The organism is Nitrosopumilus sp. S4 (genome assembly GCF_054515835.1).
In genome coordinates, this window is the sequence record NZ_CM137258.1 from 1,436,852 (window position 1) to 1,459,161 (window position 22,310).

27 protein-coding genes and 3 tRNA genes are annotated in these 22,310 nt (G+C 33.9%); 13 read left to right on the forward strand and 17 right to left on the reverse strand.

The genetic code is table 11. The features are described 5' to 3' along the window. Positions 1-88: 88 nt before the first annotated feature. From ACX119_RS08520 to ACX119_RS08530, 3 genes are read right to left on the reverse strand one after another with little or no spacing between them, the layout of a single operon-like run. Positions 89-400, reverse strand: coding sequence for a hypothetical protein (locus ACX119_RS08520; protein ID WP_459350833.1), 312 nt, complete (start codon positions 398-400; stop codon positions 89-91). Next, on the reverse strand, positions 397-1,551 hold the full coding sequence (locus ACX119_RS08525) for an AAA family ATPase (protein ID WP_459350834.1): 1,155 nt from the start codon (positions 1,549-1,551) through the stop codon (positions 397-399). The genes ACX119_RS08520 and ACX119_RS08525 overlap by 4 nt, the downstream gene beginning before the upstream one ends. A gap of 8 nt (positions 1,552-1,559) precedes the next feature. Further along, entirely contained in the window at positions 1,560-2,675 is a 1,116-nt protein-coding gene (locus ACX119_RS08530) for a hypothetical protein (protein WP_459350835.1), read from the reverse strand. A gap of 83 nt (positions 2,676-2,758) precedes the next feature. On the opposite strand from ACX119_RS08530, the gene ACX119_RS08535 reads away from it, so the two are divergent. After that, complete coding sequence (locus ACX119_RS08535; RefSeq protein ID WP_459350836.1) at positions 2,759-3,571, forward strand: inositol monophosphatase family protein; 813 nt, start codon at positions 2,759-2,761, stop codon at positions 3,569-3,571. A 121-nt stretch (positions 3,572-3,692) separates the two neighbouring features. After that, positions 3,693-4,535, forward strand: a complete 843-nt coding sequence (locus tag ACX119_RS08540; RefSeq protein ID WP_459350837.1) for an FAD-binding oxidoreductase — start codon at positions 3,693-3,695, stop codon at positions 4,533-4,535. Between the two features lie 317 nt (positions 4,536-4,852). Here ACX119_RS08540 and ACX119_RS08545 read toward each other — a convergent pair whose 3' ends face one another. Beyond that, the gene (locus ACX119_RS08545; RefSeq protein ID WP_459350838.1) at positions 4,853-5,689 is read right to left on the reverse strand and encodes a hypothetical protein; all 837 of its coding nucleotides are present in this window, start codon (positions 5,687-5,689) and stop codon (positions 4,853-4,855) included. Between the two features lie 220 nt (positions 5,690-5,909). Here ACX119_RS08545 and ACX119_RS08550 point away from each other — a divergent pair, with 220 nt between their 5' ends. After that, the gene (locus ACX119_RS08550; protein WP_459350839.1) at positions 5,910-6,077 is read left to right on the forward strand and encodes a DUF1059 domain-containing protein; all 168 of its coding nucleotides are present in this window, start codon (positions 5,910-5,912) and stop codon (positions 6,075-6,077) included. A gap of 6 nt (positions 6,078-6,083) precedes the next feature. Here ACX119_RS08550 and ACX119_RS08555 read toward each other — a convergent pair whose 3' ends face one another. From ACX119_RS08555 to ACX119_RS08565, 3 genes are all read right to left on the reverse strand, one after another. Next, on the reverse strand, positions 6,084-7,160 hold the full coding sequence (locus tag ACX119_RS08555) for a glutamyl-tRNA reductase (RefSeq protein ID WP_459350840.1): 1,077 nt from the start codon (positions 7,158-7,160) through the stop codon (positions 6,084-6,086). Between the two features lie 12 nt (positions 7,161-7,172). Continuing rightward, positions 7,173-7,994: a hypothetical protein gene (locus ACX119_RS08560; protein WP_459350841.1), complete on the reverse strand. Its 822-nt coding sequence runs from the start codon at positions 7,992-7,994 to the stop codon at positions 7,173-7,175. 127 nt (positions 7,995-8,121) lie between these two features. Then, positions 8,122-8,199 (reverse strand) — tRNA-Asp (locus ACX119_RS08565). A gap of 97 nt (positions 8,200-8,296) precedes the next feature. Between ACX119_RS08565 and ACX119_RS08570 the strand changes: the two genes are divergently transcribed. Continuing rightward, a tRNA-Lys gene (locus tag ACX119_RS08570) sits at positions 8,297-8,370 on the forward strand. A gap of 16 nt (positions 8,371-8,386) precedes the next feature. Here the strand turns inward: ACX119_RS08570 and argH are convergent. Next, a complete protein-coding gene (gene argH / locus ACX119_RS08575; RefSeq protein ID WP_459350842.1) occupies positions 8,387-9,847 on the reverse strand; it encodes an argininosuccinate lyase in 1,461 nt (486 codons plus the stop codon). A gap of 49 nt (positions 9,848-9,896) precedes the next feature. Here argH and ACX119_RS08580 point away from each other — a divergent pair, with 49 nt between their 5' ends. Further along, positions 9,897-10,220, forward strand: coding sequence for a metal-sulfur cluster assembly factor (locus tag ACX119_RS08580; RefSeq protein WP_459350843.1), 324 nt, complete (start codon positions 9,897-9,899; stop codon positions 10,218-10,220). Here the strand turns inward: ACX119_RS08580 and ACX119_RS08585 are convergent. The 4 genes from ACX119_RS08585 to ACX119_RS08600 are packed head-to-tail and all read right to left on the reverse strand — an operon-like array spanning position 10,217 to position 13,477. After that, complete coding sequence (locus ACX119_RS08585) at positions 10,217-10,984, reverse strand: succinate dehydrogenase/fumarate reductase iron-sulfur subunit (protein WP_459350844.1); 768 nt, start codon at positions 10,982-10,984, stop codon at positions 10,217-10,219. The two genes, ACX119_RS08580 and ACX119_RS08585, sit on opposite strands and share 4 nt — an antisense overlap. 2 nt (positions 10,985-10,986) lie before the next feature. After that, a complete protein-coding gene (locus ACX119_RS08590; protein ID WP_459352022.1) occupies positions 10,987-11,331 on the reverse strand; it encodes a succinate dehydrogenase/fumarate reductase transmembrane subunit in 345 nt (114 codons plus the stop codon). A gap of 1 nt (position 11,332) precedes the next feature. Beyond that, positions 11,333-11,764: a succinate dehydrogenase/fumarate reductase transmembrane subunit gene (locus ACX119_RS08595; protein ID WP_459350845.1), complete on the reverse strand. Its 432-nt coding sequence runs from the start codon at positions 11,762-11,764 to the stop codon at positions 11,333-11,335. Then, positions 11,765-13,477, reverse strand: a complete 1,713-nt coding sequence (locus ACX119_RS08600; protein ID WP_459350846.1) for an FAD-binding protein — start codon at positions 13,475-13,477, stop codon at positions 11,765-11,767. It abuts the gene before it with no gap. 93 nt (positions 13,478-13,570) lie between these two features. Here ACX119_RS08600 and ACX119_RS08605 point away from each other — a divergent pair, with 93 nt between their 5' ends. Beyond that, complete coding sequence (locus ACX119_RS08605) at positions 13,571-14,077, forward strand: PadR family transcriptional regulator (RefSeq protein WP_459352023.1); 507 nt, start codon at positions 13,571-13,573, stop codon at positions 14,075-14,077. A gap of 6 nt (positions 14,078-14,083) precedes the next feature. Here the strand turns inward: ACX119_RS08605 and ACX119_RS08610 are convergent, their stop codons facing one another. From ACX119_RS08610 to ACX119_RS08620, 3 genes are all read right to left on the reverse strand, one after another. Then, positions 14,084-14,797, reverse strand: coding sequence for a plastocyanin (locus ACX119_RS08610; protein ID WP_459350847.1), 714 nt, complete (start codon positions 14,795-14,797; stop codon positions 14,084-14,086). A 1-nt stretch (position 14,798) separates the two neighbouring features. Beyond that, positions 14,799-16,040 (reverse strand): hypothetical protein, encoded by a 1,242-nt coding sequence (locus ACX119_RS08615; protein ID WP_459350848.1) that lies wholly within the window; start codon positions 16,038-16,040, stop codon positions 14,799-14,801. Between the two features lie 211 nt (positions 16,041-16,251). Further along, positions 16,252-16,404 carry a hypothetical protein gene (locus ACX119_RS08620; protein WP_459350849.1) on the reverse strand — a complete coding sequence of 51 codons (153 nt, stop codon included), beginning with the start codon at positions 16,402-16,404 and terminating at the stop codon, positions 16,252-16,254. A 197-nt stretch (positions 16,405-16,601) separates the two neighbouring features. Between ACX119_RS08620 and ACX119_RS08625 the strand changes: the two genes are divergently transcribed. Further along, positions 16,602-17,450 (forward strand): isocitrate lyase/PEP mutase family protein, encoded by an 849-nt coding sequence (locus ACX119_RS08625; protein WP_459352024.1) that lies wholly within the window; start codon positions 16,602-16,604, stop codon positions 17,448-17,450. A 26-nt stretch (positions 17,451-17,476) separates the two neighbouring features. Here the strand turns inward: ACX119_RS08625 and ACX119_RS08630 are convergent, their stop codons facing one another. After that, on the reverse strand, positions 17,477-17,764 hold the full coding sequence (locus ACX119_RS08630) for an AlbA family DNA/RNA-binding protein (protein ID WP_297593808.1): 288 nt from the start codon (positions 17,762-17,764) through the stop codon (positions 17,477-17,479). 114 nt (positions 17,765-17,878) lie between these two features. On the opposite strand from ACX119_RS08630, the gene ACX119_RS08635 reads away from it, so the two are divergent. Further along, positions 17,879-18,418 carry a HEAT repeat domain-containing protein gene (locus ACX119_RS08635; RefSeq protein WP_459350850.1) on the forward strand — a complete coding sequence of 180 codons (540 nt, stop codon included), beginning with the start codon at positions 17,879-17,881 and terminating at the stop codon, positions 18,416-18,418. Here ACX119_RS08635 and ACX119_RS08640 read toward each other — a convergent pair. Beyond that, positions 18,419-18,492 (reverse strand) — tRNA-Ala (locus ACX119_RS08640). 124 nt (positions 18,493-18,616) lie between these two features. Between ACX119_RS08640 and ACX119_RS08645 the strand changes: the two genes are divergently transcribed. The 5 genes from ACX119_RS08645 to ACX119_RS08665 all read left to right on the forward strand — a co-directional run bounded on the left by ACX119_RS08645 (position 18,617) and on the right by ACX119_RS08665 (position 22,310). Then, positions 18,617-19,462, forward strand: a complete 846-nt coding sequence (locus tag ACX119_RS08645; protein WP_459350851.1) for a ferredoxin--NADP reductase — start codon at positions 18,617-18,619, stop codon at positions 19,460-19,462. A 51-nt stretch (positions 19,463-19,513) separates the two neighbouring features. Continuing rightward, complete coding sequence (locus tag ACX119_RS08650; protein ID WP_459350852.1) at positions 19,514-20,113, forward strand: hypothetical protein; 600 nt, start codon at positions 19,514-19,516, stop codon at positions 20,111-20,113. 77 nt (positions 20,114-20,190) lie between these two features. After that, the gene (locus ACX119_RS08655; protein ID WP_459350853.1) at positions 20,191-21,108 is read left to right on the forward strand and encodes a branched-chain amino acid transaminase; all 918 of its coding nucleotides are present in this window, start codon (positions 20,191-20,193) and stop codon (positions 21,106-21,108) included. Beyond that, complete coding sequence (locus ACX119_RS08660) at positions 21,109-22,044, forward strand: Gfo/Idh/MocA family protein (RefSeq protein WP_459350854.1); 936 nt, start codon at positions 21,109-21,111, stop codon at positions 22,042-22,044. Next, entirely contained in the window at positions 22,041-22,310 is a 270-nt protein-coding gene (locus ACX119_RS08665) for a Trm112 family protein (RefSeq protein ID WP_459350855.1), read from the forward strand. The genes ACX119_RS08660 and ACX119_RS08665 overlap by 4 nt, the downstream gene beginning before the upstream one ends.

The following is a 22,310-nucleotide window of genomic DNA, read 5'->3' on the forward strand; positions in this document are numbered from 1 at the left end:
AGATGGTTTCCTATATTAATTTAGTTTGAAATGGATTACTTTATCAATATTTTATAAAAAATCACGGATCATTGGTTATTTTAGAAAATCAAGAGTTAAGAATTGTAAATTTCTTTTTTGCAGATTTGACATATGTTAGATATGCATCTTTTTGCTCGCTGCAACTCTTGCATATGCACAATTGAGAGACATTTTGAATATCACATATCTCTTGAAATTCACAAATTTGACATCCTGCAGGGCCGCCACAAACTACACATTGTAATTCATTGATTTGAGCACATTTTTCGTGCTTTACTCCAATTCCTTTGGCCCACAAACCAATTTCATTGATTTCGATTTTTTCATTACAAACAATACAGGTACCTGGAAATTTCATTGGAATTTTTCGCCAGCTCATATATGCTCAATCTCCTTTTCAATTATATCACCATACGTTTCCTGAAGATCTAACTCCAATGTATTATTTTTAATGCAAAATAAAACAAACGGAAGACAGATAGTTACAAATGCACTTGATGATAGATGTAATTTTTTTGCCATGACAGATGACAATGATTTTATTTTTGCACCATCCCAACGAATTCTATTAAGCAAGGGCCATGAAAGATTGTATTGTGAATACCTAATTCTATCGTCATTTTGATATAGATTAATCAAAATGTCATTAAGATAGCGCAATAAACGCCAGTTTTGATATCTCATGATTTTTCCATAAAGCATGTCTGCATTTGAAATGATTTCTAAATATTTTGCAAGTGTTTCATTATCAAGATTACTTGTAATAATACTAGAATAGAATGCATTAATTTTTTCCCTAGGATCAATTTGCATTGAATATAAAATTACTCTAGCCTCTTCAATTGAATTTGCTTTAAAAAATGCATTAACTCCATATTCCACATTGATATTCTCAAATGTAGTTTCTGTTTGTGGATTAAATCCTGTAACTTGTGATTGTGCTAGATTTATCATAGAACGGATATCTCCGCGAGATTTGTCAATTACTTTGATAAGTGATCCTGGACTAAGTTTTGTACTTTCTTTTTTCAGAATATTTTCTAGATAAATTCGAAGTAATCGTGGTGGAATTTTTTTAAATGAAATTGTTTTTACAACTTTTTTTATGCTTTTCATTTTATCTGAAGAGTCATCATTAGCTGCAAGAATAATTGGAACTGTTGGCTCTTTTAGAATATCAATAAGGGCAGATGCCCCACCATAATCTCCGCGTCCATGAATGCCATCGACCTCATCGACAAAGATCATTGGAGTCCCCATTACGGTATCATTAGCCAATACAGGCGTGAGAATTTCGTTAATTCTGGATTTACTTCGAACATCACTTGCATTAAGGCCAATCATGTCATAACCGAATTGTTTTGCTACAAGATATGCGATAGTTGTTTTTCCAATTCCAGGTGGACCAACTAGAAGCAAAGGCTTTGTTCCTTTCTTCCACTTTGCAAACCATTCCATAATTGCTGCACGAGATTCTTCGTTTCCAACCATGTCAGAAATAATCTGAGGTCGGTATTTTTCTGACCACATCAATTTAATCACCTAGGAAGTTTTGATTCAAACTCCGACCATTTATTGGCTTTCTGTAATTGATTGTACCAATATTGGTTATAGTGCTCAACTGTCAAAAACAAGAATTCTAAGAATTCCTTGTGAGTAAATTCTTCTGGCAAAAGTTCTAACGCAAGTCTTGCATCTTTTAGATACAGATTACTTTTCTCAAGTGTTAACTCAAATCCTTTTTTCACATCATTTGCCAAGAGTGAATAATACAATGGCCATGATGGGATCTTTACGAATCCATTTTTAATAGAATCCTCAATTTCATTTCCACACCCTACACCTTCTGCAGCTCTTGCCATACCCAAATAGAAGATCTCGCCAAGTGGTCTTTCAGCTAAGGCCATGTTTCTTCCTGCAGTTCCCATAACGGCTCGATATTTTTTGTAAGATAGCGTCATTTCTTCTTCAGTAATTGTTGTAGGTTTTGATTTTAATTTCTCATCAAGGTATTGCCCAACTCGTGCATCTTTGAATCCATCTTCAAATTCTTTGAGAACTTGATCTCCTCCTTTTGCAATCTTGTCTCTAGCTAATTTCAAAATGTATGGATTCATCAATTTGTAATCATCCAAATAATCCAAATCTTCATCTTTATCTACAATTCTATCCATGGGCTCACTAAGATCAATTGCTAGGATATGACCTTCAACCATATCTTGTCTTAACTGAGGATCATTTTTTCCAGAATATTCTGCGGCTCCATCAAATAGTGCATTAAATACAGGAAAAGTCATTTTAACAAAATTAGAATTTAAAATTCTCAATACTCTATCTTTTAGGACATCAGGACTTTCTAATTTTGATTTTATAGGCTCAATTTCAGAGGCATTAAGAATTATTTCAGTGGATCCTACTTCATTACCAAATGCTTGTTGAGTCGCATTTGGATTTGTATCAGATTTTATTTCATGCAACAATCCTTCGGCAAATCTTTGAGCAAAGTTTGGGAATTCATTTTCAGTTTCCTCCTTGTATTTGTTAAATAATTTATAGCCTTTAGATTTGAACAATCCCTGTTTCATAATTTGTTTTCCAGGTTTTGTGCTCATCAGAGCTTCTTTACTTACAACAGACTGATCTTTACCACTCACAAACGTTAGCTTCTTTATTGTTATTTATGCTTTCAAATGAAATAATATTCTTCACTTAAATTACGAAGCAAAAAATATTGAATATGGAAATAATTCAAATTCTAAGAGAAGCATCAGATAGAATTTATGAAAATGTAAAACATCTTGCAGGAACAGAGCATGCTGCAGGCGATTTTGGGATTGGTGCAGGTGGAGATGTTTCAAGAAATATTGACATGGTTGCAGAAAAAACAGTACTTGATTATCTTAAAGAAATTAATTTTGAATGTATAGTTTTAGGAGAAGAGTGTGGAAGGGTGGAGCTATCTAAGAATCCAAAGGGGTATGTCATTATGGATGCAATTGATGGTTCTGCAAATGCAGTAAGAGGTGTTCCGTTTTTTTGCAGTTCGTTAGCATTTGCAACTGAAGATAAACTTAGTTCAATTACTGATGGGGTCATTACTAATTTAGCAAATGGGGAGACATATTGGGCATCAAAAAATAAGGGCTCATTTTTTAATGGCGATAAAATTCAAGTACATAACAAAGATCCAATTTACAAAATAATTGGGATTAACACATCAGGCGCATCAAAGGAATTGATGAGGAGAATGGATGCAATTTTTGAGAGTCATAATCATCATACTAGGCATTTTGGTGCAAACGCACTTGAGATGGCATTGTTTGCGAGAGGACATATGGACATTTTTATTGATTTAAGAGACAAAATTAGAATTCAAGACATTGCAGCAGGATATCTAATTGTAAAAGAGGCAGGAGGATTGCTATTGGATGCAAACTTGAAACCACTTGATGCAGATCTAAGTTATGAAACTAGAGTTTCTTTTATCGCAGCTTCAAATCAAGAAATTCTTGATGAAATAATGTCACATATCACAGACAGTGTTGATTAGATGAAAAATCAATCTTTTTGATTGATTTCAAACTAATTTTTATGTTTTAGAATAGAATTTGAAATTTTAATCAATTTTTAAGAGAAATATATTTATCCAAAGTAACGAAAAAAGATCCTGTATGGTAACTGAGACCAAGGCAAAAGTAACATATATGGAATTATTAAAAGAAGATCTTGTAATTATACGATTGGTCCCAGAAACTGGAATGCCTCAATACAAAACGGGTCAATTTCTAACAATCGGTCTACCAATTCCTTCTGAGAAAAAAGTTGTACGAAGAGCATATTCAATTGCATCACATCCAGAAAACAGAGATTATTATGAATTTGTAATTAGATGGGTAAGAAAACCACTTCCTGGAAGAGTTACTACTGAATTATTTTATGCAAACGTTGGTGATGAAGTTTATCTTGGAGAACCAACAGGTGCTGCTTTACAAATTAGCGATACATTACCTAATGGGAAAAAAGATAATCGTAGGGTAATTTGTGTTGGTGGTGGTACTGGTCTTGCACCATTTATTGCATTTGCAAAACATTTCCATGACACTAATGATAAACGAGAGATAATTGTTTTACATGGTGCAAGTTATGTTGATGAGCTAAGCTACAAGAGACTGTTAACTGATTTAGAAAATGAAAGTGAAAAGAGAGGAAGAGACCAGTGGAACTTTAGATATAGAGCAGCAATTAGCAGACCAAAAGAATTCTTTAACAGATCATGGAATGGACACGTAGGCAGAGTTGAATCATTTTTCAAGCCGGATAAAAAAACAGGTCTGTCACCAGTCGAGGAGATGGTCGGAGAAGAAATCACACCAGATAATACAATTATCTACATTTGTGGCTACCAAGGAACCATTGATGGAGTGATAGAGTACCTAGGACCTAAAGGCTTTGTAACCGAACATGAGAAAAAGCCTGACGGTAGTTTTGCAATCAAGTTTGAGTCTTACGGATAAAATATTTTAAAAATAATTCCAGGCATAAATTACTGGTCAGACAAAGGAGTAATCATCACAATTCCTTTATTCTTGGGAATAAAACTAAACATTGTAATTTCTTCATCTAAGATATTATTTTTCACAACTAGATTGTTTAAGATTTTCCCATGGTTATCCATTAATCAGATGTTACAAACTTGTTGAGTACATACATTATGACATACTAGGAAGAATCTATAAAAAATGTGATCATACCAAGTTAATTTCTGATAAAGGATTTCAGTAAGGGGGGAAATTCTAAATAAATCAAAATTTTAGATAAAAAGAGAAAAAGATTATTTGAGAATTTGAATTTGTTTTATGATTTCATTCATCTCAAATACCATTTTTTTCTGAGCTATGATATTTTTTGATTCTAGGAATTGTTTTTGGAGGTCTGAAAGAGAGTCTTGAAGTTCAGTAATTTGAGTGGTTTTTGGCTCATATGCAATTCTAGTTATAGGAACTGATTGATTTGAGTCAATTTGAACTTTGGAAATTTTTGTAGTACATCCATAACATGGAGCATCAAGATCATTTTCATATCTTGGCAATTTTCCATTAATGTCAAAATTGGACTGGATATCTTCTTGTGCAAGATTGTGTTTTATGTTAAGTTCACGCACAATATTTTGCATTTCAATTTTTGGCATCTTAGCAAATTGAACATATTGCTTCATGGCATCCGAAAATGTTCCCCCCTGTTTAAGAACAGAATCTCTTGCATCTCGAGCTAGAGAAATTTTTGCTTGAAGATAATCAAACTGATCCCAGAATATTCCGTGATCTGTTACATTAAGATTTGAAACATATTTTGAAAATGCGTTTCTTGGTGTGAATTCTTCATAGTTTTTTTCCATTCTTTGGAGATCTTGTTTTAGAGATTTTTGTACTAGAATTCTTTGCTCTTCAATGAATTTTTGTTGGGCATCACGCTTTTGTTCAATCTCTTTTGCTTGAAGGAATTGTTTTTTTGATAATTCTATTTTTGCAAGAATGTCTTGTGAAACAGGATTATTTTGTATTTCCTTACCTTCAATTTTTTTAAAATTTGACTGTGCAAAGGCATCTGCACTAAAAACAGACATCAAAATTATAGAAGCAATGATTGAGGCATACAGTAGTTTAGTCATTAAACTCAGAAATAGAAAATTGCTTAAGAAGGATTCGTAGAAATTATCAGACTAAATCATTCTGATGGTTTTAATACAAGTTTGAAAGATTTTTTGAGAGAATTTTTCAATTAATGAATAACAATTTTAACAACTAGAGAATCTAATTTACGAATAAGATCATCGTCTCTATTACGGATTATACCTGTGGATTTTTATATTGATTATTTTTCATCAAATCATGGCAAATCTCAAGTGCATTGATTATGGTTTTGAATGTGATTTTATTGCCGAAGGCGAGATGGAAGAAATAATTGAAAATTTTAGAAATCATACAGAAGAAGAACACGGAATTGATTATTCAAAAGAGGCCATTATGCAATTCCTATTAAGAAAACAGGGTCTTTAAGAAAAATTAAGCTTCCAGTATTGTCATTCTTGCAGATAAAACAGGTAATTCTTTTTCAATAATTTTCTCAACAGCAGGAACAATACCTACTCTTGCTCTAACATTTTCCTCATAAATTTCTGCAATTTGATCTTTGAATAGTAATTTTATTCCAGGTAATGCAGTTATTCCTTCTTCAACGGCTCTTGGTTCTGATAAATCTAGAATCAGCGTACCTTTCTTCTTATCCTCCATTACCAAATGAATTCTATCAAATGTAATTAAGAAATAATCTGCAGTGGTTGCAACAAAGACAATATCATACTTGTCAAATCCAGCCAATACATCATTAAAGTCAACAGGCGTTCCACCTAAAATTACTGAAAAACCTGTAGCACGATCAATAGTTCTACTTGTCACATCAAATTTAATTCCTCTTTTATTCAGAGTTTTTGCAACTCGAGCAGCTGATTCACCAGTTCCAATTAACAATACTTTCTTTTTATCATCTAGTCCTGCTTTCTCATCTACTAGTTTTACTGCAACATCCCCTATTGAGATTACATTCTTTTCAATTCCAGTAGTTGCCCTCATTTTCTCGGCTAATCTAATTACACTATCAAATAATTTGTTGAGGATATCTCCAGAGGTACCTGCAGTCCTTGCAGTAACCAATGACTGGGAAACTTCATTAAAAATTTCTTTTTTGCCTACAACAACTGAGTCCAATCCCGCTGCTAATCTTAATAGATTACGGTAAACATCATCACCCTTGTAAACTTCTAATGTTTGATCAAAATGATCAATGTCAATTTGTTCTAATGAAGACAATGAAATCCAAGTGTCTTTAATTTGATTTAATACCAATCCTTTTCCTTCAGGACGTCGTGCATCTGGTGAATCATCAGTTTCCACATTACTAACAGTAAAGATTTCAACTCTACTTGCGGTTTGAATAATTATGCATTCATCCACATTTGGAATTTTTTTGAATTCTTGACATGCAGCTGCAACATCTTTGAAAGTGAATTTTGATAATGTATGGAGTGGTATGTTTTTGAATGTGACTCTTGTATTCATTACATCAAAACTTATCTTACCCATTTTCATCACTCATTATGCCTTTAGTTTACTTCGTCCGCCTTTTGCTGTTCTAAATACATTCATACCAATAAAATAATTTTCGTGAATAGATTCCAAATATTTAATATCATTTTCTGCATCTCGAATTTGTTTCAATGATGATTCTGGATCAGATTTTAATTTTGCAAGATTTGCTTTTGCCTCTGCTAAAAAGGAATCAACACCACGTTCATAGTTTGATAAACCGCCAAATTCAGGACTAAGTACATGTTCTGGATTATATTTTGGAGTTTGATCCTGTGGAGTTTCTGCTTGTCTTGTAAGTGATTCTTGTTGTTCTTGCGATAATATTGGACGTGGGAATCTGTCTTTTTTATCTAAGAAAAATTCTGGCTCACCCATATCACGGCGGAAGATCTCTTCGCCTTGTCGCTTAAACGTATAATCAACAGGTTTTGTTGTATCTGCTTTAACTTCAGCAGTAATTGCTTTGTATTCTTCTTCAGCTGCTTTTTCTGCAGCCTCCTTTGCTGCTTGTGCCTTTGCAATTGCTTCTTTTGCAGCAGTCTCTGCTTCTTCAGCAGCCTTTGCTGCAGCCATTGCCTTTGCTGCTGCTTCAGCGGCAATTTTTGCTTCATCTGCAGCTTTGGTAGCCTCTGCAGCCTTTTCAGCAGTTTTAGCTTTTTCTGCGGCATCTTCAGCTGCTTCGGTTGTTTTTGTTGCTTTTTCTTCTACAACATCTTTGGCCTTTTCTGCAGTTTTAGCTTTGATTTCTGCATTTTCTTGTGCAGAAACTTTTTCTGATGCTGATTTATCCTCTGATTTAATTTCAGATTCTTTTTTCTCCTCAGACATCAATTTTTACTAAAATTGCCTGAATTTTAATATTCTCGTAAGTAATTATATCATAATTTCAATTTCAGTAACTAAGAAATCTATCATGTATTGATCGGTTAAAAAATCATTTTCAATGAAGAAATAATGGCGCCCTCGGCGGGATTTGAACACGCGTCTCAGCCGTGACAGGGCCGAATTCTAGACCGGGCTATACTACAAGGGCACAAGTTGTTTGAATCAAATTGCCAGATTAAAAGTTTCTGTCACAACAAAAAATTTTGTAAAAGACTAAATTATACACGAAAAGCATTTTTGATCAGGGGTCTATGGCGCAGCCAGGTAGCGCACCGGACTTTTAATCCGGTTGTCGAGGGTCCGAATCCCTCTAGACCCGCTACTCTTTTTATTAACTATTTTATGATCATCTGAATTTGTTTTGTCATTTCATCAATTGATGAATTAATTTTATTTTCTCGTGATGAGATATCAATTCTATAGTTGTTTATCATTTGGATTCTATCTAAAATCATTCGTTTTTGCTCATCATAGCCTGAGGATCCAAGAGATTTTCTATCTTTTAGAGAAGAATTTACAGTAGTAGTACTGATAATTTTTGAGACTAATTTAGGGTCCACATTTGTTCCATTCACAGATTTTTTAATATCTACAGTAGTTAGTTTTGAGATGGGTTTTTTTGATTGATGTGCTAATTGAACTAAAACTCCTGAAATTTTATGAGTGACTCTAAATGGAATTCCTTGTTGAACTAATTTCTCAGCAATATCTAGTGCAATAAGATTACTAGATTCTGTAACTTTTTTCATTTGCTTTTCATTTACTTTGAGTGTTAGTAAAATAGATTTTAAAATTACTAGTGCGCTGATAGATGTTTTTGAAGTAGTCCAGATTGAAGATTTTATTTGTTGTAGATCTCTTCCATAACCAGATGCTAAACCTTTGACAGTAGTAAGTATTGCAGTAAGTGTTCCAATAACTTCAGCAGTTTTTCCTCTAGTTAATTCTAAAATATCTGGATTTTTCTTTTGTGGCATTACACTTGAAGGAGATGTAAATTCATCTGCAAGTTCAATAAAGGAAAATTCCGAAGTAGACCATATTACAAAGTCTTCTGCTATCTTACTTAGATTAGTCATCAAAATTGCAATTACAGATACGTATTCTGCTACAAAATCACGTGTACTTGTTGCATCAATTGAATTCTCAACTAGTGAATCAAAACCTAAAAGCTTTGCAGTAGTGTCTCGATTTATTGGAATACTTGTTCCCCCAACAGGTCCAGCTCCTAATGGACTTTGATTAACTCTATCATATGTTTGGTAGAGTCTTTGAAAATCACGAAATAAGACATCTGCATGTGCAAGTAAATAGTGAGAAAACAGTCCCGCTTGAGCTTGCTGAAGGTGAGTATACAGAGGCATGATGGTTTTTTGATGGTTTTTAGCCACAGAAACTAGTGCTTCGATGGTGTCAAGCAGACAATTACAAGTTATGTTAATGTCATCTCTAATCTTCATTCTAATATCTAATACAACTTGATCATTTCTTGATCTTGCAGTATGCATTTTTCCTCCACTTGCCATACCTGCATTTTTGATTACTAGTGATTCAATTAATTCATGAATGTCTTCTGCGCCTGATGAGCTATCAAATTTTTGTTTTTTCAACTTCTCAAGTGAGGATAAAATTTTTTTTGCATCATTTTTTGTAATAATGTTTTGTTGATGAAGCATCAATGTGTGAGCTTGACTGCCAATAATATCATAAAGTGCAATTTGAGAATCATCATTTATTGATGAAACATAATCTAAAGTAATGTCACTCAAATCAGTATCAAGACGTGACCGATACATCACCAATGGTTCTATAATGGTTATATATAGCATCGACGCTTTTGCCCACATGAGCCAAGATATCAAACAGCTTCGAGTAAAAATCTTCGATGAATTATCAAAGATTGTGGATCCAGAAATAAACACATCAATTGTTGAATTAGAATTAATTGATGAAGTTGATATTAGCAACAGCGATGTTAAAGTCGATTTGCATCTTACAAGTCCATTTTGTCCAGCAGTATTTGGTTTTAAAATTTGCCAAGATATTCATGACAACCTACTAAAAGTAGATGGCGTAAATGATGTTAAAGTAAATGTTTCAAATCACTTTATGGCTGAGCAAATAAACAATCAGGTTAACAATAGCCCAAATCCAAAAAAATCAGGTTAACTTCTAAAACCTAGTAAATATCCACGAAGCAGTTGAATTCCCATAGCAGGATCAACTCCTTTTGGACATACCTGACTACAAGAGCCAGCAAAATGACATCTCCAAATACCGTGAGATTCATCTATTATTTTTAATCTGGAATCCTTGCCCTTATCTCTGCTATCTGCAACATAGCGATAGGCTTGAGCCAAGGCTTGTGGTCCAACAAAAGACGAATCAGTTGCCATTGTAGGACATGCAGAATTACACAAACCACACTTGATGCAGTTTGCAAACTGTATGTACTGTTCAACTTCCTCAGGTGATTGTAAGAATTCTTTTTGATCTGTTTCTAGTTCAGTATCATCTCTAACCAAATAGGGTTTGATTTTTTGATGTGATTCAAATAATTTTTCAAACTTTACTGCTAAATCTCTAATAACCGGGAAATTATTCATTGGTTCAACTGTAACGACTTCAGAATTGAGTTCGCTAATTTTAGTAAAGCATGCAAGTCTTGGTTTTCCATTTATTATCATTCCACAAGAACCACAAGTTGCTTGTCTGCAAGAATATCTTACTGCAACTGAATGATCAAAGTGTTTTTTAACTTCAAGAATTGCTTCTAGTACAGTTGTCCATCTCTGATATGGAACATTAAACTCCATGAATCTATTTGATTCGTCATGCTCTGGATTGTATCTTGAGATTCTTAGAAGAATTGTTTTTGGTGATGATAGTGGTGTTGATGTTTGCTCGTTTGCAATACCTGATACTTGTGCCATTTCTATACCATCCCCATGTTAGTCATAATAATTGTTCTAGAGCCGTAGGCTATTAATCCAACCATAGCTGCAACGCAACCATACGATACTGCTTTTTCATAAGTTGGTCCTTGTTTTAGCTCAAGCAAAATTACACGAAGTCCATTGAATCCATGAATTGAAAGTAAGATGAGAATTAATTCAAGCATTAGAGCATATGGAAGAAATTTGTAATTTGCCAAAACACTCTCAAATTCAAGTGATTCTGCAAATCCCTGTGTGAGACGCATAAGAATATGCACTGCCACTAATGCTACGGATGCTAAGGCAGTCCCGTAGTGAATTTTCATTATTGTGCTTTCTCTCATATCATTCACCAAACATAACTGCTAGACCATACATCATTGCAATTGCTGCAAGAATAATAGCCGAGTAGATTCCAATTTTGTGTCTGTAATTTTGGGATGCTGGTTCATATGGATAATCAGGTCTTGCGGGTTTTCCAACACCAATTCCACCATGTCCTAACATTACTCTAATTCCATTGACAGTGTGAAATACACACATTGCAATTACAATTGCTAAAACAATGTGTCCTTCAGTGGTTTGAGTTAACGCTAGAAAGTCATCCCATCCAGCTCTTCCACGTAAAATATTACTAGTTTCATAAATGTGAGCTACAAAGTATGCTAATAATCCTAAACCACTTAATCGCATTAACCAATATGCAACACGTTCAATTCCAAAGCGACCTGGGTTGGCCATTCCAAATATTCCCTCGCGTCTATTCTCGTTATCCATCTAATACTTCCTCTCCACTGGCTGATACTTAGTAATTGTTACTGGAAATGTTTTCATGATTGGCTCAGTTGGATCATAGTAAGCAAGTGTATGATGTAAGAAATTAGCATCATCACGTTTGGTGTAGTCTGTTCTAGAGTGTGCTCCACGGGATTCTTTTCTATTAATTGCTCCTAGTAAAACAATCTCTGCAACTCTAAACATTGAATCAAGCTCCATCACATTTGCAAAATTAGTGTTGTACTCTTTTGCTTTATCATCTACATGTTTCCAGGTCATTGTTTTTAGTTCACGAATTCTTTTGAGACCTGCAACTAGATCAGTTTCATTTCTATACACATATGCCTTCTCAGTCATTGTGTCAGTTAGTTCCTGTCTAATTTCATATGGATTAGCATCGCCATTTCCTCTAAAGATTCCATCATAGATTCTCTTCTCTTCAGCTGAAACCAAATGGTGTGGCCATGGATTTGATGGAATACCTTTTTGGATATACTCTACTGCTAATTCACCTGTAATTTTGCCCCAAACAATACACTCTGAGGTTGAATTTGCCCCTAATCTGTTTGAGCCATGAACGCTATTGCATGCGGCCTCACCTGCTGCCCAAACTCCCATGATTTCAGTTGCTCCATCAATATTGGTATGAAGTCCACCCATCATATAGTGACATACGGGTCTAATATCTAACAAATCAGTTGCAGGATCAAGTCCTGAAAATTTAATTGAAATCTCTCTAATTCCACCTAACTTTTCTTTTATTTTTTCATCACCTAAATGTCTCAGATCAAGTTTCATGCAATTAACACCTGTTTCATGTTTGAATCCATTTCCTTCTTGAATCTCGGTCATGATAGCTCTTGATACAATATCTCTTGGAGCTAATTCCATTTTACCTGCAGCATATTTTTTCATAAATCTCTCGCCTTTGTTGTTTAATAGATAACCTCCTTCACCGCGAGCTCCTTCTGTAATTAAAATTCCAGATGGTAAAATTCCTGTTGGATGGAATTGTACAAACTCCATATCCTTGAGAGCCATTCCAGCTCTTAATCCCATATCTAGACCATCAGGTGTTGATGATAATGCATAAGTTGAAAAGCTGTATAATCTTCCAGCTCCACCTGTTGCAATGATTAGTGCTTTTCCTTTGATTGTGTAAAATGTTCCAGTTGATAATTCGATTGCAGTTAATCCCATGAATCTTTTACCATCATGAATTATTGCAGTTGCAAACCACTCGTTAAGATATTCAATATTATCATATTTTTGACATGTGTCATACAATGTTTGCATTTCAAAAAAGCCAACTTTATCAGATGCATAAGTTGCTCTAGGAAAACTATAACCTCCAAAATTTCTTTGATCAATTCTTCCATCATCTCGTCTTGACCAAGGCATTCCCCAATGATCAAGTTGATGAATTTCTTTTGGCATCTCAACACAAAGTCTTTCTGCTACATCTTGGTCTGCAAGAAAATCACTGCCTTTTACAGTATCATAAACGTGGGATTCTATAGTATCTCCTTCATCCTCAAAGAGAACTGCTGCAGTTCCACCTTCTGCTGATACTGAGTGAGAACGCATAACTTGTACTTTGGATACAATTCCGATTTTGAGGTTAGGTCCCTTTTTTGCTGCAGCAATTGCTGCCCTTAATCCAGCAAGTCCAGAACCGCAAATAATCAGATCGTATTCAAGAGAATCTACCATTTTTCAGACAAACTTGCTAGGGGTGAGTTAAATATGTAGTAATTCAGCCTAAGATCACAAAATTAAAATATATCGCTAGTGATATCACTAGTGATGATATCTGAATGGTTTCAGAGAGTGGGCAGTTCGGTTCCAAGAGGATTCTCAAGGTATTTTATCTTGGAATTACTCAAAAACAAAGCTCATACTGGAAAGGAGATTATCGATTATGCAGTTGAGCAAAGCAATGGAATTTGGAAGCCATCTCCAGGTTTGATCTATCCGTTATTGGGAAGATTACTTGATGAGGGATTAATCGATGAGACAAAGGATGGCAAGTATCAACTAACAAAAAAAGGTGCAGAGACAGCTCAAGACGTCGATAAGGTAAATGACATTGTAAAAAAACAGTTAGAGGTATTGTTCAGATTAGGAAACGTAGGAAGATTTGTTGCAATTGATTTGCTTGAGAAGATATTCACAATGGGATCTATTCTCAGCTCAAATGTTACAAAGATGACAGACGAGGAAACTCAAAAATATAGAAAATTCCTAGAAGAAGAACTCAAAAAAATTGATGAAAGTACTGCAAAGAAAGGCAAGAAGATCAAAATAGAATAATTAGAATTATTTTTGTAAGACCTGCTCAAGAATTTCTACAAAAATATTATCAGGGTTTTTGGCAAAGATTTGTGTTTCATAGTTTCTACATGAGTTTGCAGGAACATCTTTGTTTGAACCTACTTGAATAGCCTCAATTTGTGATTTTACAAGAACTTTAGCCTTGTCAATGATTTTATCACCTGCACAAATATTGAATTTTACAAGATATTTCTCATCACCTATTTTGGTTTTAGATAAAATTGTTGTATAAGGATCACTTGGTTTTTTTGGCTCAGATTTAACATTAAAACTAGTTAATTTTTCTGAGAGTTTGTCATATCTATCTGAACCCTCATATTTCCAAATAGGATCTGAGTATAATTTCAAACAGCTTTCAAGATAAGTTATGTGAGAATATTTAATTTTAAACTGAGTTACACCAATATTTTTGTAAGATTGAAACAAGACTTCACATTGTCTAATTTTTGGTTTTGTTACGGATACATCACTAGTTTTTAGAGTCGGATCATCTAGGATTTTATCTTCTAAAAGAATTATTTTATTTTCAACAAGAAAACGTATTGCATCCAAAAATTCTTTTTCTGAAACAAGACCGTCGGAATACCATCCAGCAGTCTGTTTTACCCAATCAGGAACTGCTTGCTGAGAAAATGAATTTGGGGCAAAGCTAGTAGATAAAAGCATAGAAATTAGAGCACCAATTAAGATTATTTTCATTTTAGTTATATGTCAAATAAAGAATTTTACTATATTCTGCCTTTGCACTTGTAATCTGATTTCTAAGTTCAGTAATCTTTGTTACATGTGCATCTAATAATTCAGCAAAGTTTTCTGCCCTAGCTGGATTATGCATTAATTCTTTGAGGAGTTCTTTTTCTTGAACCATTTCATGCTCTAGGCTTACAATAAGTACTTCAAGATCTGCTGCTTTTCCTGAGGATTCATTTTCTGCATTTGATACAGTGATTGTTGATTTGTCTTTTGCATTAATTTTTGCAAATGACATTTGGCAGCTGTTTGCGGAGATTTTGTCTCCAATTTTTACTGTAGTTGATTGTTCATCAGAAATAACATTAACTACAGGTAATCTTACTGTTTTTTCTCCAGCACATGCCTCAAAGACTACATCAAATTGCCCTGGAGTCTGTGAATCTAAAACAGAAAGAATAGTGGTTGATTCTCCTTCAATTACTTTACCAGTAAATGTGAATTTGTCAAGTTTTGCTTTTACTGTTGGAGGAGAATGAAGTGTAAATAATATACGATGTAATTCTTCACGTTTGTCATTTACTTGTTTTCTTAGTTCAGTAATTTTGATTCCTTGGTTTTGAACATCAGAAGATGCAGGAATTCCAAATGAAGATTTTACTTCTGCAAGTTGTTTCTTTAATGAATCAAGCTCATTTTGAAGTGATAGTACTTTAGCTGAAATATCTCCTTTGTTTAGTAATGTTACAGTAATTGTGTTAGCATCAGCAGCTTTAATTTTACTTGCACTGATTACACAAGTTCCAGCATTAACAGTTTCAATTAACTCATAGTTTTTGGATTCACTATCTGATCGAATCAAAACATCAGGAGCATATATTGGAATAGTTGCACATACTTCAAAAATTAAATTATATCCATTAATTGGTGCACCAGTTGCAAGTTTTCCAACATTAGTTCTAACAGGAACTTTTTCTAATATGTTAATTGTTCCAAGTTCTATATTTTTTCTATTTAGAGCATCAGAGAGTAGTTTTTCATCAATTTGTTTTGCCCATCCATTGGATACAAGCTTTGCAACACTACTTGGTTTAACACATGCAATAGAATTAGTCTTTTCTCTAATTACTTTGAACAATCCACTTTCACATACTATATCTTCAGTAGATATTCCAATTTTCTTTTGTTGGTTTGGGGGAATAATATCTGCATAAGATGAAGCAGTAACTGCAGAAGTCAAAAGTAAGGACATGGTAAATAACACAATTAAATTAATTTTCAACATATTTTTTCATTTTTTGCTGTACTTAAAGGATATGTGGAATTGTTCACACAAACTTACTTGAATGCCTCAAGTAATTCCTCATTGAAATTCAAATTGTTCTTTTTTCTAGAATTTAGCCTTGATACTATTGAGTACAATTTGTATTGAAGTGAATTCATTGCAGGCTCAAAAAATTCTATCAAAAATAATCATCCTCTTGGAAAATCCAAGTCAATCCAATCATGTCAATAGATTTTACACCAGTTGGAAGAGAGGTTTGGTTCTCTCTTCTAACTAGGGTTGATTGAAGGAATGACATTTGGACGGTTTTGGACTGGGTAGCAGTTTGCATAATTAGTCAATATGAAAAAAATATTTGTCTATAACGGACTGTTTGTGGCATGCTTTTTCAAAAAAAGTTTTTTAAAAAAGATTGCATGTTTGAACCTATCAAGATAGTAATTTTTTAATGCAGATACACAAATGGTTGAAAATTTAAAATCATAAATAATTCAGATTAAGAGAAGATTCATGAAAAATTTGCATAGTATGCTAAAATCAAACAAACCACTGGTCATTCCAGGAGTTTATGACGCAATTGGTGCAAAGATTGCAGAAAAAGTTGGATTTGAGGCAATGTTTCAAACAGGATACGGGACATCAGCAACACTATTTGGAATGCCAGACTATGGATTCATCGGAGCAACTGAAACTCTAGATAATGCAAGAAGAATTTGCAGAGCAGTTTCAGTTCCAGTAATTGTTGATTCAGATACTGGATACGGAAATGCACTAAGTGTTTGGAAGCTTGTAAAAGAATTAGAGACATCAGGTGCTTCTGGGATATTTCTAGAAGATCAAAGATGGCCAAAGAGATGCGGTCATATGAGTGGTAAAGAAGTAATTTCACAAGAAGAATACACTGAAAAACTTGGAGCTGCAATTGATGCTAGAGAAAGTAAAGATTTCATCATTGTTGCACGAACAGATGCAAGGGCAACTGAAGGATTAGATGCTGCAATTCAGCGCGGATTAGATAATAAAAAGACAGGTGCAGATGCAATATTTGTTGAGGCACCAAAATCAATTGATGAGATGAAAAAGATTGGAAAAGCAATCAAAGCCCCACTTGTAGCTAATATGATAGAAGGTGGAGCTACTCCAATTAGTTCAGCTGATACCTTGCACAAGATGGGATTCAATATTGTTCTTTATCCACTATCAGTATTGTTTGCAAATACGTTTGCAACAATGGAGATCTTAAATGAGCTAAAGAAGACAGGAACAACCAAAAAATCAAAACAAAAAGTTGTGAATTTTGATCAATTCAATGAACTAGTTGAACTTTCCAAGTTTAGAAAAATGGAAAAAAAGTACGGCAGTTCTAAAAGAGAATAAAATAAAAAATTTCAAGTAAAGCGCAGTTATGCTGCGTTTCTCTTTACTTCAATTTCTATTGTTGAAACGTTTCTGGTTCTACCGTCTTGTGACTCTAAAGATTCTGAGCCAATTTTGATATTTCCGATAGAGTATCCTGCATTTTCTGTCTTTCGTGCAATGATTTGAGCTACATCTACAGCACGACCTATGCTGAGTCCTCTAGCTTTGATGTTGACAGCTGGTAAGTTTGCCAATTGAATCAATGTTGATGTAACATATGCCATCAATGGTTTCTTACCGATGAATATGGTGTCTCTGGCTTCGTTTGACATGAGAAAATTGCTATTTAAGGATAATTTAAAGCTAAAAGGATTATTTTCGAATCAGATAAAAAAATTTGAAAAATTTTAACCATTATTAAGAAGAATTGGCGATTTCATTCAAAGTTGGAAAACATAGTTGAAATTTTAGAATCACAAAACAGCAAAGAAAAAATCAAAATTTTAGAAACGCTAGATGGAGTTGATAATTTAGAAATTTTAGAAAAAATAGTTTCAAAATTAAATGACGATGATATTCAGGTTAGAGGTGAGGCATTTAGCGCATTGGTGTTAAACAAAAATGAAATTTCAAATTTGTTAATTAAAAGTTTGAAATCTACAAGTAAAAACATTAGAGGATATGCTGCACTTGTTTTGGCAAACAGAAAAGAAATATCTGCAATTCCTCAAATAATTAAACTTGCAAATGATGAAAGTTCTATGGTTAGATCTTGTGCAATTGGAGCACTTGGTCATCTTAGAGCACAAGAGGCTGAAGAAATTTTTCTGCAGTCACTTTCTGATTCAAATTTAGAAGTTAGAAAGAGTGCATTGCAATCAATAATTGACCTAAACATTTCACTTTCCGATGAAAAAATCCAAGAGATCAATACAGAAAATGATCTTGAAATTGAAAGATTGCTCTTGAAGATAAATAAAAAATAGTGGACCGGAAGGGATTTGAACCCTTGATCCGATGCATGCCATGCACCTATCCTACCAGGCTAGACGACCGGCCCATTTATCAGAAATCTGATTGAATAACATTTTTCAAATTGGTTATTAACGTTTAGCGGTAAAATTGTAATCCAAAATTAGAATTAACACAATATATTTAACCGTGAAAAATATGATTGAATCGTTATGGTAGTAGATAACAAGGCAACAGTGACATATGTTCAATTACTAAAAGAGGATTTAGTTATTATCAGATTAGTTCCAAAAGATGGTCCAGTTCCAGAATATCAAGCTGGTCAATTCATCACATTAGGATTACCAAATCCTGCAGAAGGGGGAAAGATTGTAAGAAGAGCTTATTCTATTGCTTCCCATCCAGAAAATAGAGATTACATTGAACTTGTAATTAGATGGGTAAGAAAACCACTTCCAGGAAGATTAACTACGCAATTGTTTAACGCAAAAGAAGGCGATGAGATACTTTGGTTAAAGCCAACAGGTCGTGCATTACTAATTAATGAAGAACTACCTAACGGTCAAAAAGACAACAGAAGAATTGTTTGTATAGGTGGCGGTACTGGTCTTGCACCATTTGTAAGCTTTGCACAGCACCTTCATGATACAGGAGACAAACGAGAGATAATTGTACTTCATGGTGCCAGTTATGTTGATGAGTTAAGTTACAAAGACTTGCTAACTAATCTTGAAAATGAGAGTATTAAAAGAGGAAAAGAAGAATGGAACTTCAGATATAGAGCAGCAATTAGTAGACCTCAAGAATGGTTTAACAGATCTTGGTCAGGTCAAGTTGGAAGAGTAGAAACATTCCTACGACCAAGAGAAAATGGTTTGTCACCACTAGAAGAACTAATTGGAGATAAAATTACCAAGGAGAATACCATATTCTATGTTTGTGGATGGCAAGGAACAATTGATGGTGTTATGGACTTTTTGAATCCAAAAGGCTTTGTCACAGAACATGACAAACGTGAAGATGGAAGCTTCGAAGTCAAATACGAATCATACGGATAGAATTTTTCAAGAATCAATCATTGAAATATGAGATTTATCTAGATGATCTAATTGATTACTGCACTGTATCTTGCACACCTAAATCCTGTAACTAAAGCTCATGTGGAAATAATTTCAGATTTACAAAAAGAAGCTGATATTGTAAAAGTCATGCCTGTAGTTTTCAAGGATGGAAATACTGAGATCAATAGTAAGAGTTTTCCATTTAATTTTCAAATCAGAAAAAAAATGTTAGAGTCTGTATTTGGAGATTCTATTCAAATTACAGAAGACTATGCATTCTTTGCTCCATTCAAAAAATACATGCCTCCCTTATTGGCACCAAAATCATGGGAGTTGCGAAAACAAGTACTACGAGGGGTCAAGGGAGATTATTTTTCATACACTGGTGATAAAGCTGAAGGGATAATGTTGAGGATTTATCGATTAAAACCAAAGGTAGGGCAAAGAAGGAAAATATCTGCTGCTGCAGTCAAAGAGAAATTGTATGATGCAGCACTTGGAAAAGAAACATCATGGAGGGAGGATGTTCCGCAAAGCATAGTTGAGATTATTCAAAATGAATGGAAAACAGTAGAGAAATTTGCAAATTCTGAGGATTTGACTACAAGGGTTGCAGGAATGAAATTCCCCAAAGAAGGATGGTCATAATAATAATTGGTTTTTGATAAGACTAGCTAAAATACAGAATTGAAAATAAATTAATACACACATGCTGGAATTTTCTTATGAAACTTCCTCTCTCAAAATATGTTTGGTTTGATGGAAAGTATGTACTAACTGAGAAAGCACAAGTTCCAATTACAACTCATGCAATTCATTATGGAACATCAATCTTTGAGGGAATTAGAGCATACTGGAATGGAAAAAATCTCCATGTATTTAGACTAGATGAACACGTAAAGCGGTTTAGAAGATCTGGTCAGTTTTACAACATATCACTAAACTTTACAGACAAGGAAATTACAAATGCAATTACTGGAATTTGTAAAAAAAATAATTTAAAAAAATCATGCTACATCAGACCATTTTATTTTATTGGAGATTATGGAATTAATCTTCATGTTACAGAAAAAGCTCCAACAAGTGTTGCAATCTTTACTTTTCCCTTTGGCGATTTGTTTAACAAAAATGGTATCAGTGCAGGTGTGGTATCATGGAGAAAGTTCTCAGATATGTCTACTCCTCCACAAGCCAAAATGGGTGGCAATTATCTGAATTCAATTATTGCAACTCAGGAAGCTAAGAGAAATGGATTTGATGAGGCAATCTTGCTAGATCATAATGGAAATGTAAGTGAGGCACCAGGTGAGAATATTTTCATTGTTAGAAATGGTCAGCTAATTACACCATCATTAGCATCATCTGCCCTTGAAGGAATTACACGAGATGCAATAATTAGAATTGCAAAAGATTTGGATCTAGATGTAGTAGAAAGAGAGGTCACAAGAAGTGAGTTAACAAGTTCTGAAGAAATATTTCTTACAGGAACTGCAGCAGAGATTACCCCAATAATTTCAATGGATTCAAAGAAGATCGGTGATGGTAAACCTGGCGATATTACTAAAAAGATGATGCAAGAGTATACAGACATAGTAATGAAGAAAAATAATGATTATTCTCATTGGTTAACTGAGGTATATTAGATGAAAATTGTGCAAATTGGAACTGGTGGTTGGGGTAAGAACCACACCAGAATTCTATCACAGTTAGGCGTACTTACTGCTGTCTGTGATGCTGATTCTCAGAAAAGCAAAGAATATGGAGAAAAATATTCTGTCAATCATCATGATTCATTAGATGAATTACTAAATAATGAAGAATTTGATGGAGCATTTGTTGTAACTCCAACATCAACACATGCGCAAATTGCAACAAGACTATTACAAGCAAAAAAACATGTCTTTGTAGAAAAACCAATGACTTACAAATCTGAAGATGGTCAAGCACTTGCAAAACTAGCAGAAAAAAACAAGGTAATTCTAACATGTGGATACATTGAGAGATTCAATCCAGCAGTAGGCGTAGTAAAAAATCTAGTCAAAGAAAAAAAATACGGTGAACTAGTAATGCTTGAATTTCATCGTGAAAACAGAATGCCGCTTCATATCAAAGATGTAGGCATAATTTATGATACTTCAGTTCACGACATTGATACGGCTAATTGGCTTTTTGATGAGATGCCAAATGTTGTATTTGCAAGAGCGGGAAAAATTAGACATGAACACGAAGATTTTGCAAGCATAATGCTTGGATACAAAAATGATAAAATAGCAATCATCTCATCAAACTGGATAACTCCAAAAAGAGTGAGAAAATTCAATGCAGTGTGCACTGATGCAATAATCTCATCGGACTTTATCACACAAGAAATTATTGTTGAGAAAGATGATGATGCACAAACTGTTCAAAACGAAAAAGAAGAGCCATTATCACTTGAGATCAAAAGTTTTCTTGGAGCTATTGAAGGGAAAAATGAGCATATTGTTACATCTCAGCAGGCAGTCAATGTCACAATGATTGCCGAAGCTGCACTTTTATCTAGTCAAAAAGGAATACCAATCTATCTGGATCTAAAATGAACAAAACAATGATGGATATTTTGGCTTGTCCAATTGACAAAACTCATCCTTTGGAATTATTTGAGATAAATCAAAAAGACAGCATAGTCTCTGAAGGTGCAATTTTTTGCCCAAAATGTTCTAGATTTTATCCAATTATTGAAGAGATACCAATTATGCTTCCAGATGAGCTAAGAGACAAAAAACAAGAGATGGAATTTCTAAATAATAACAAAGACAAACTTCCTGAAAAAATTATTACAAAGGCAAACCCATGGCATTTGTGA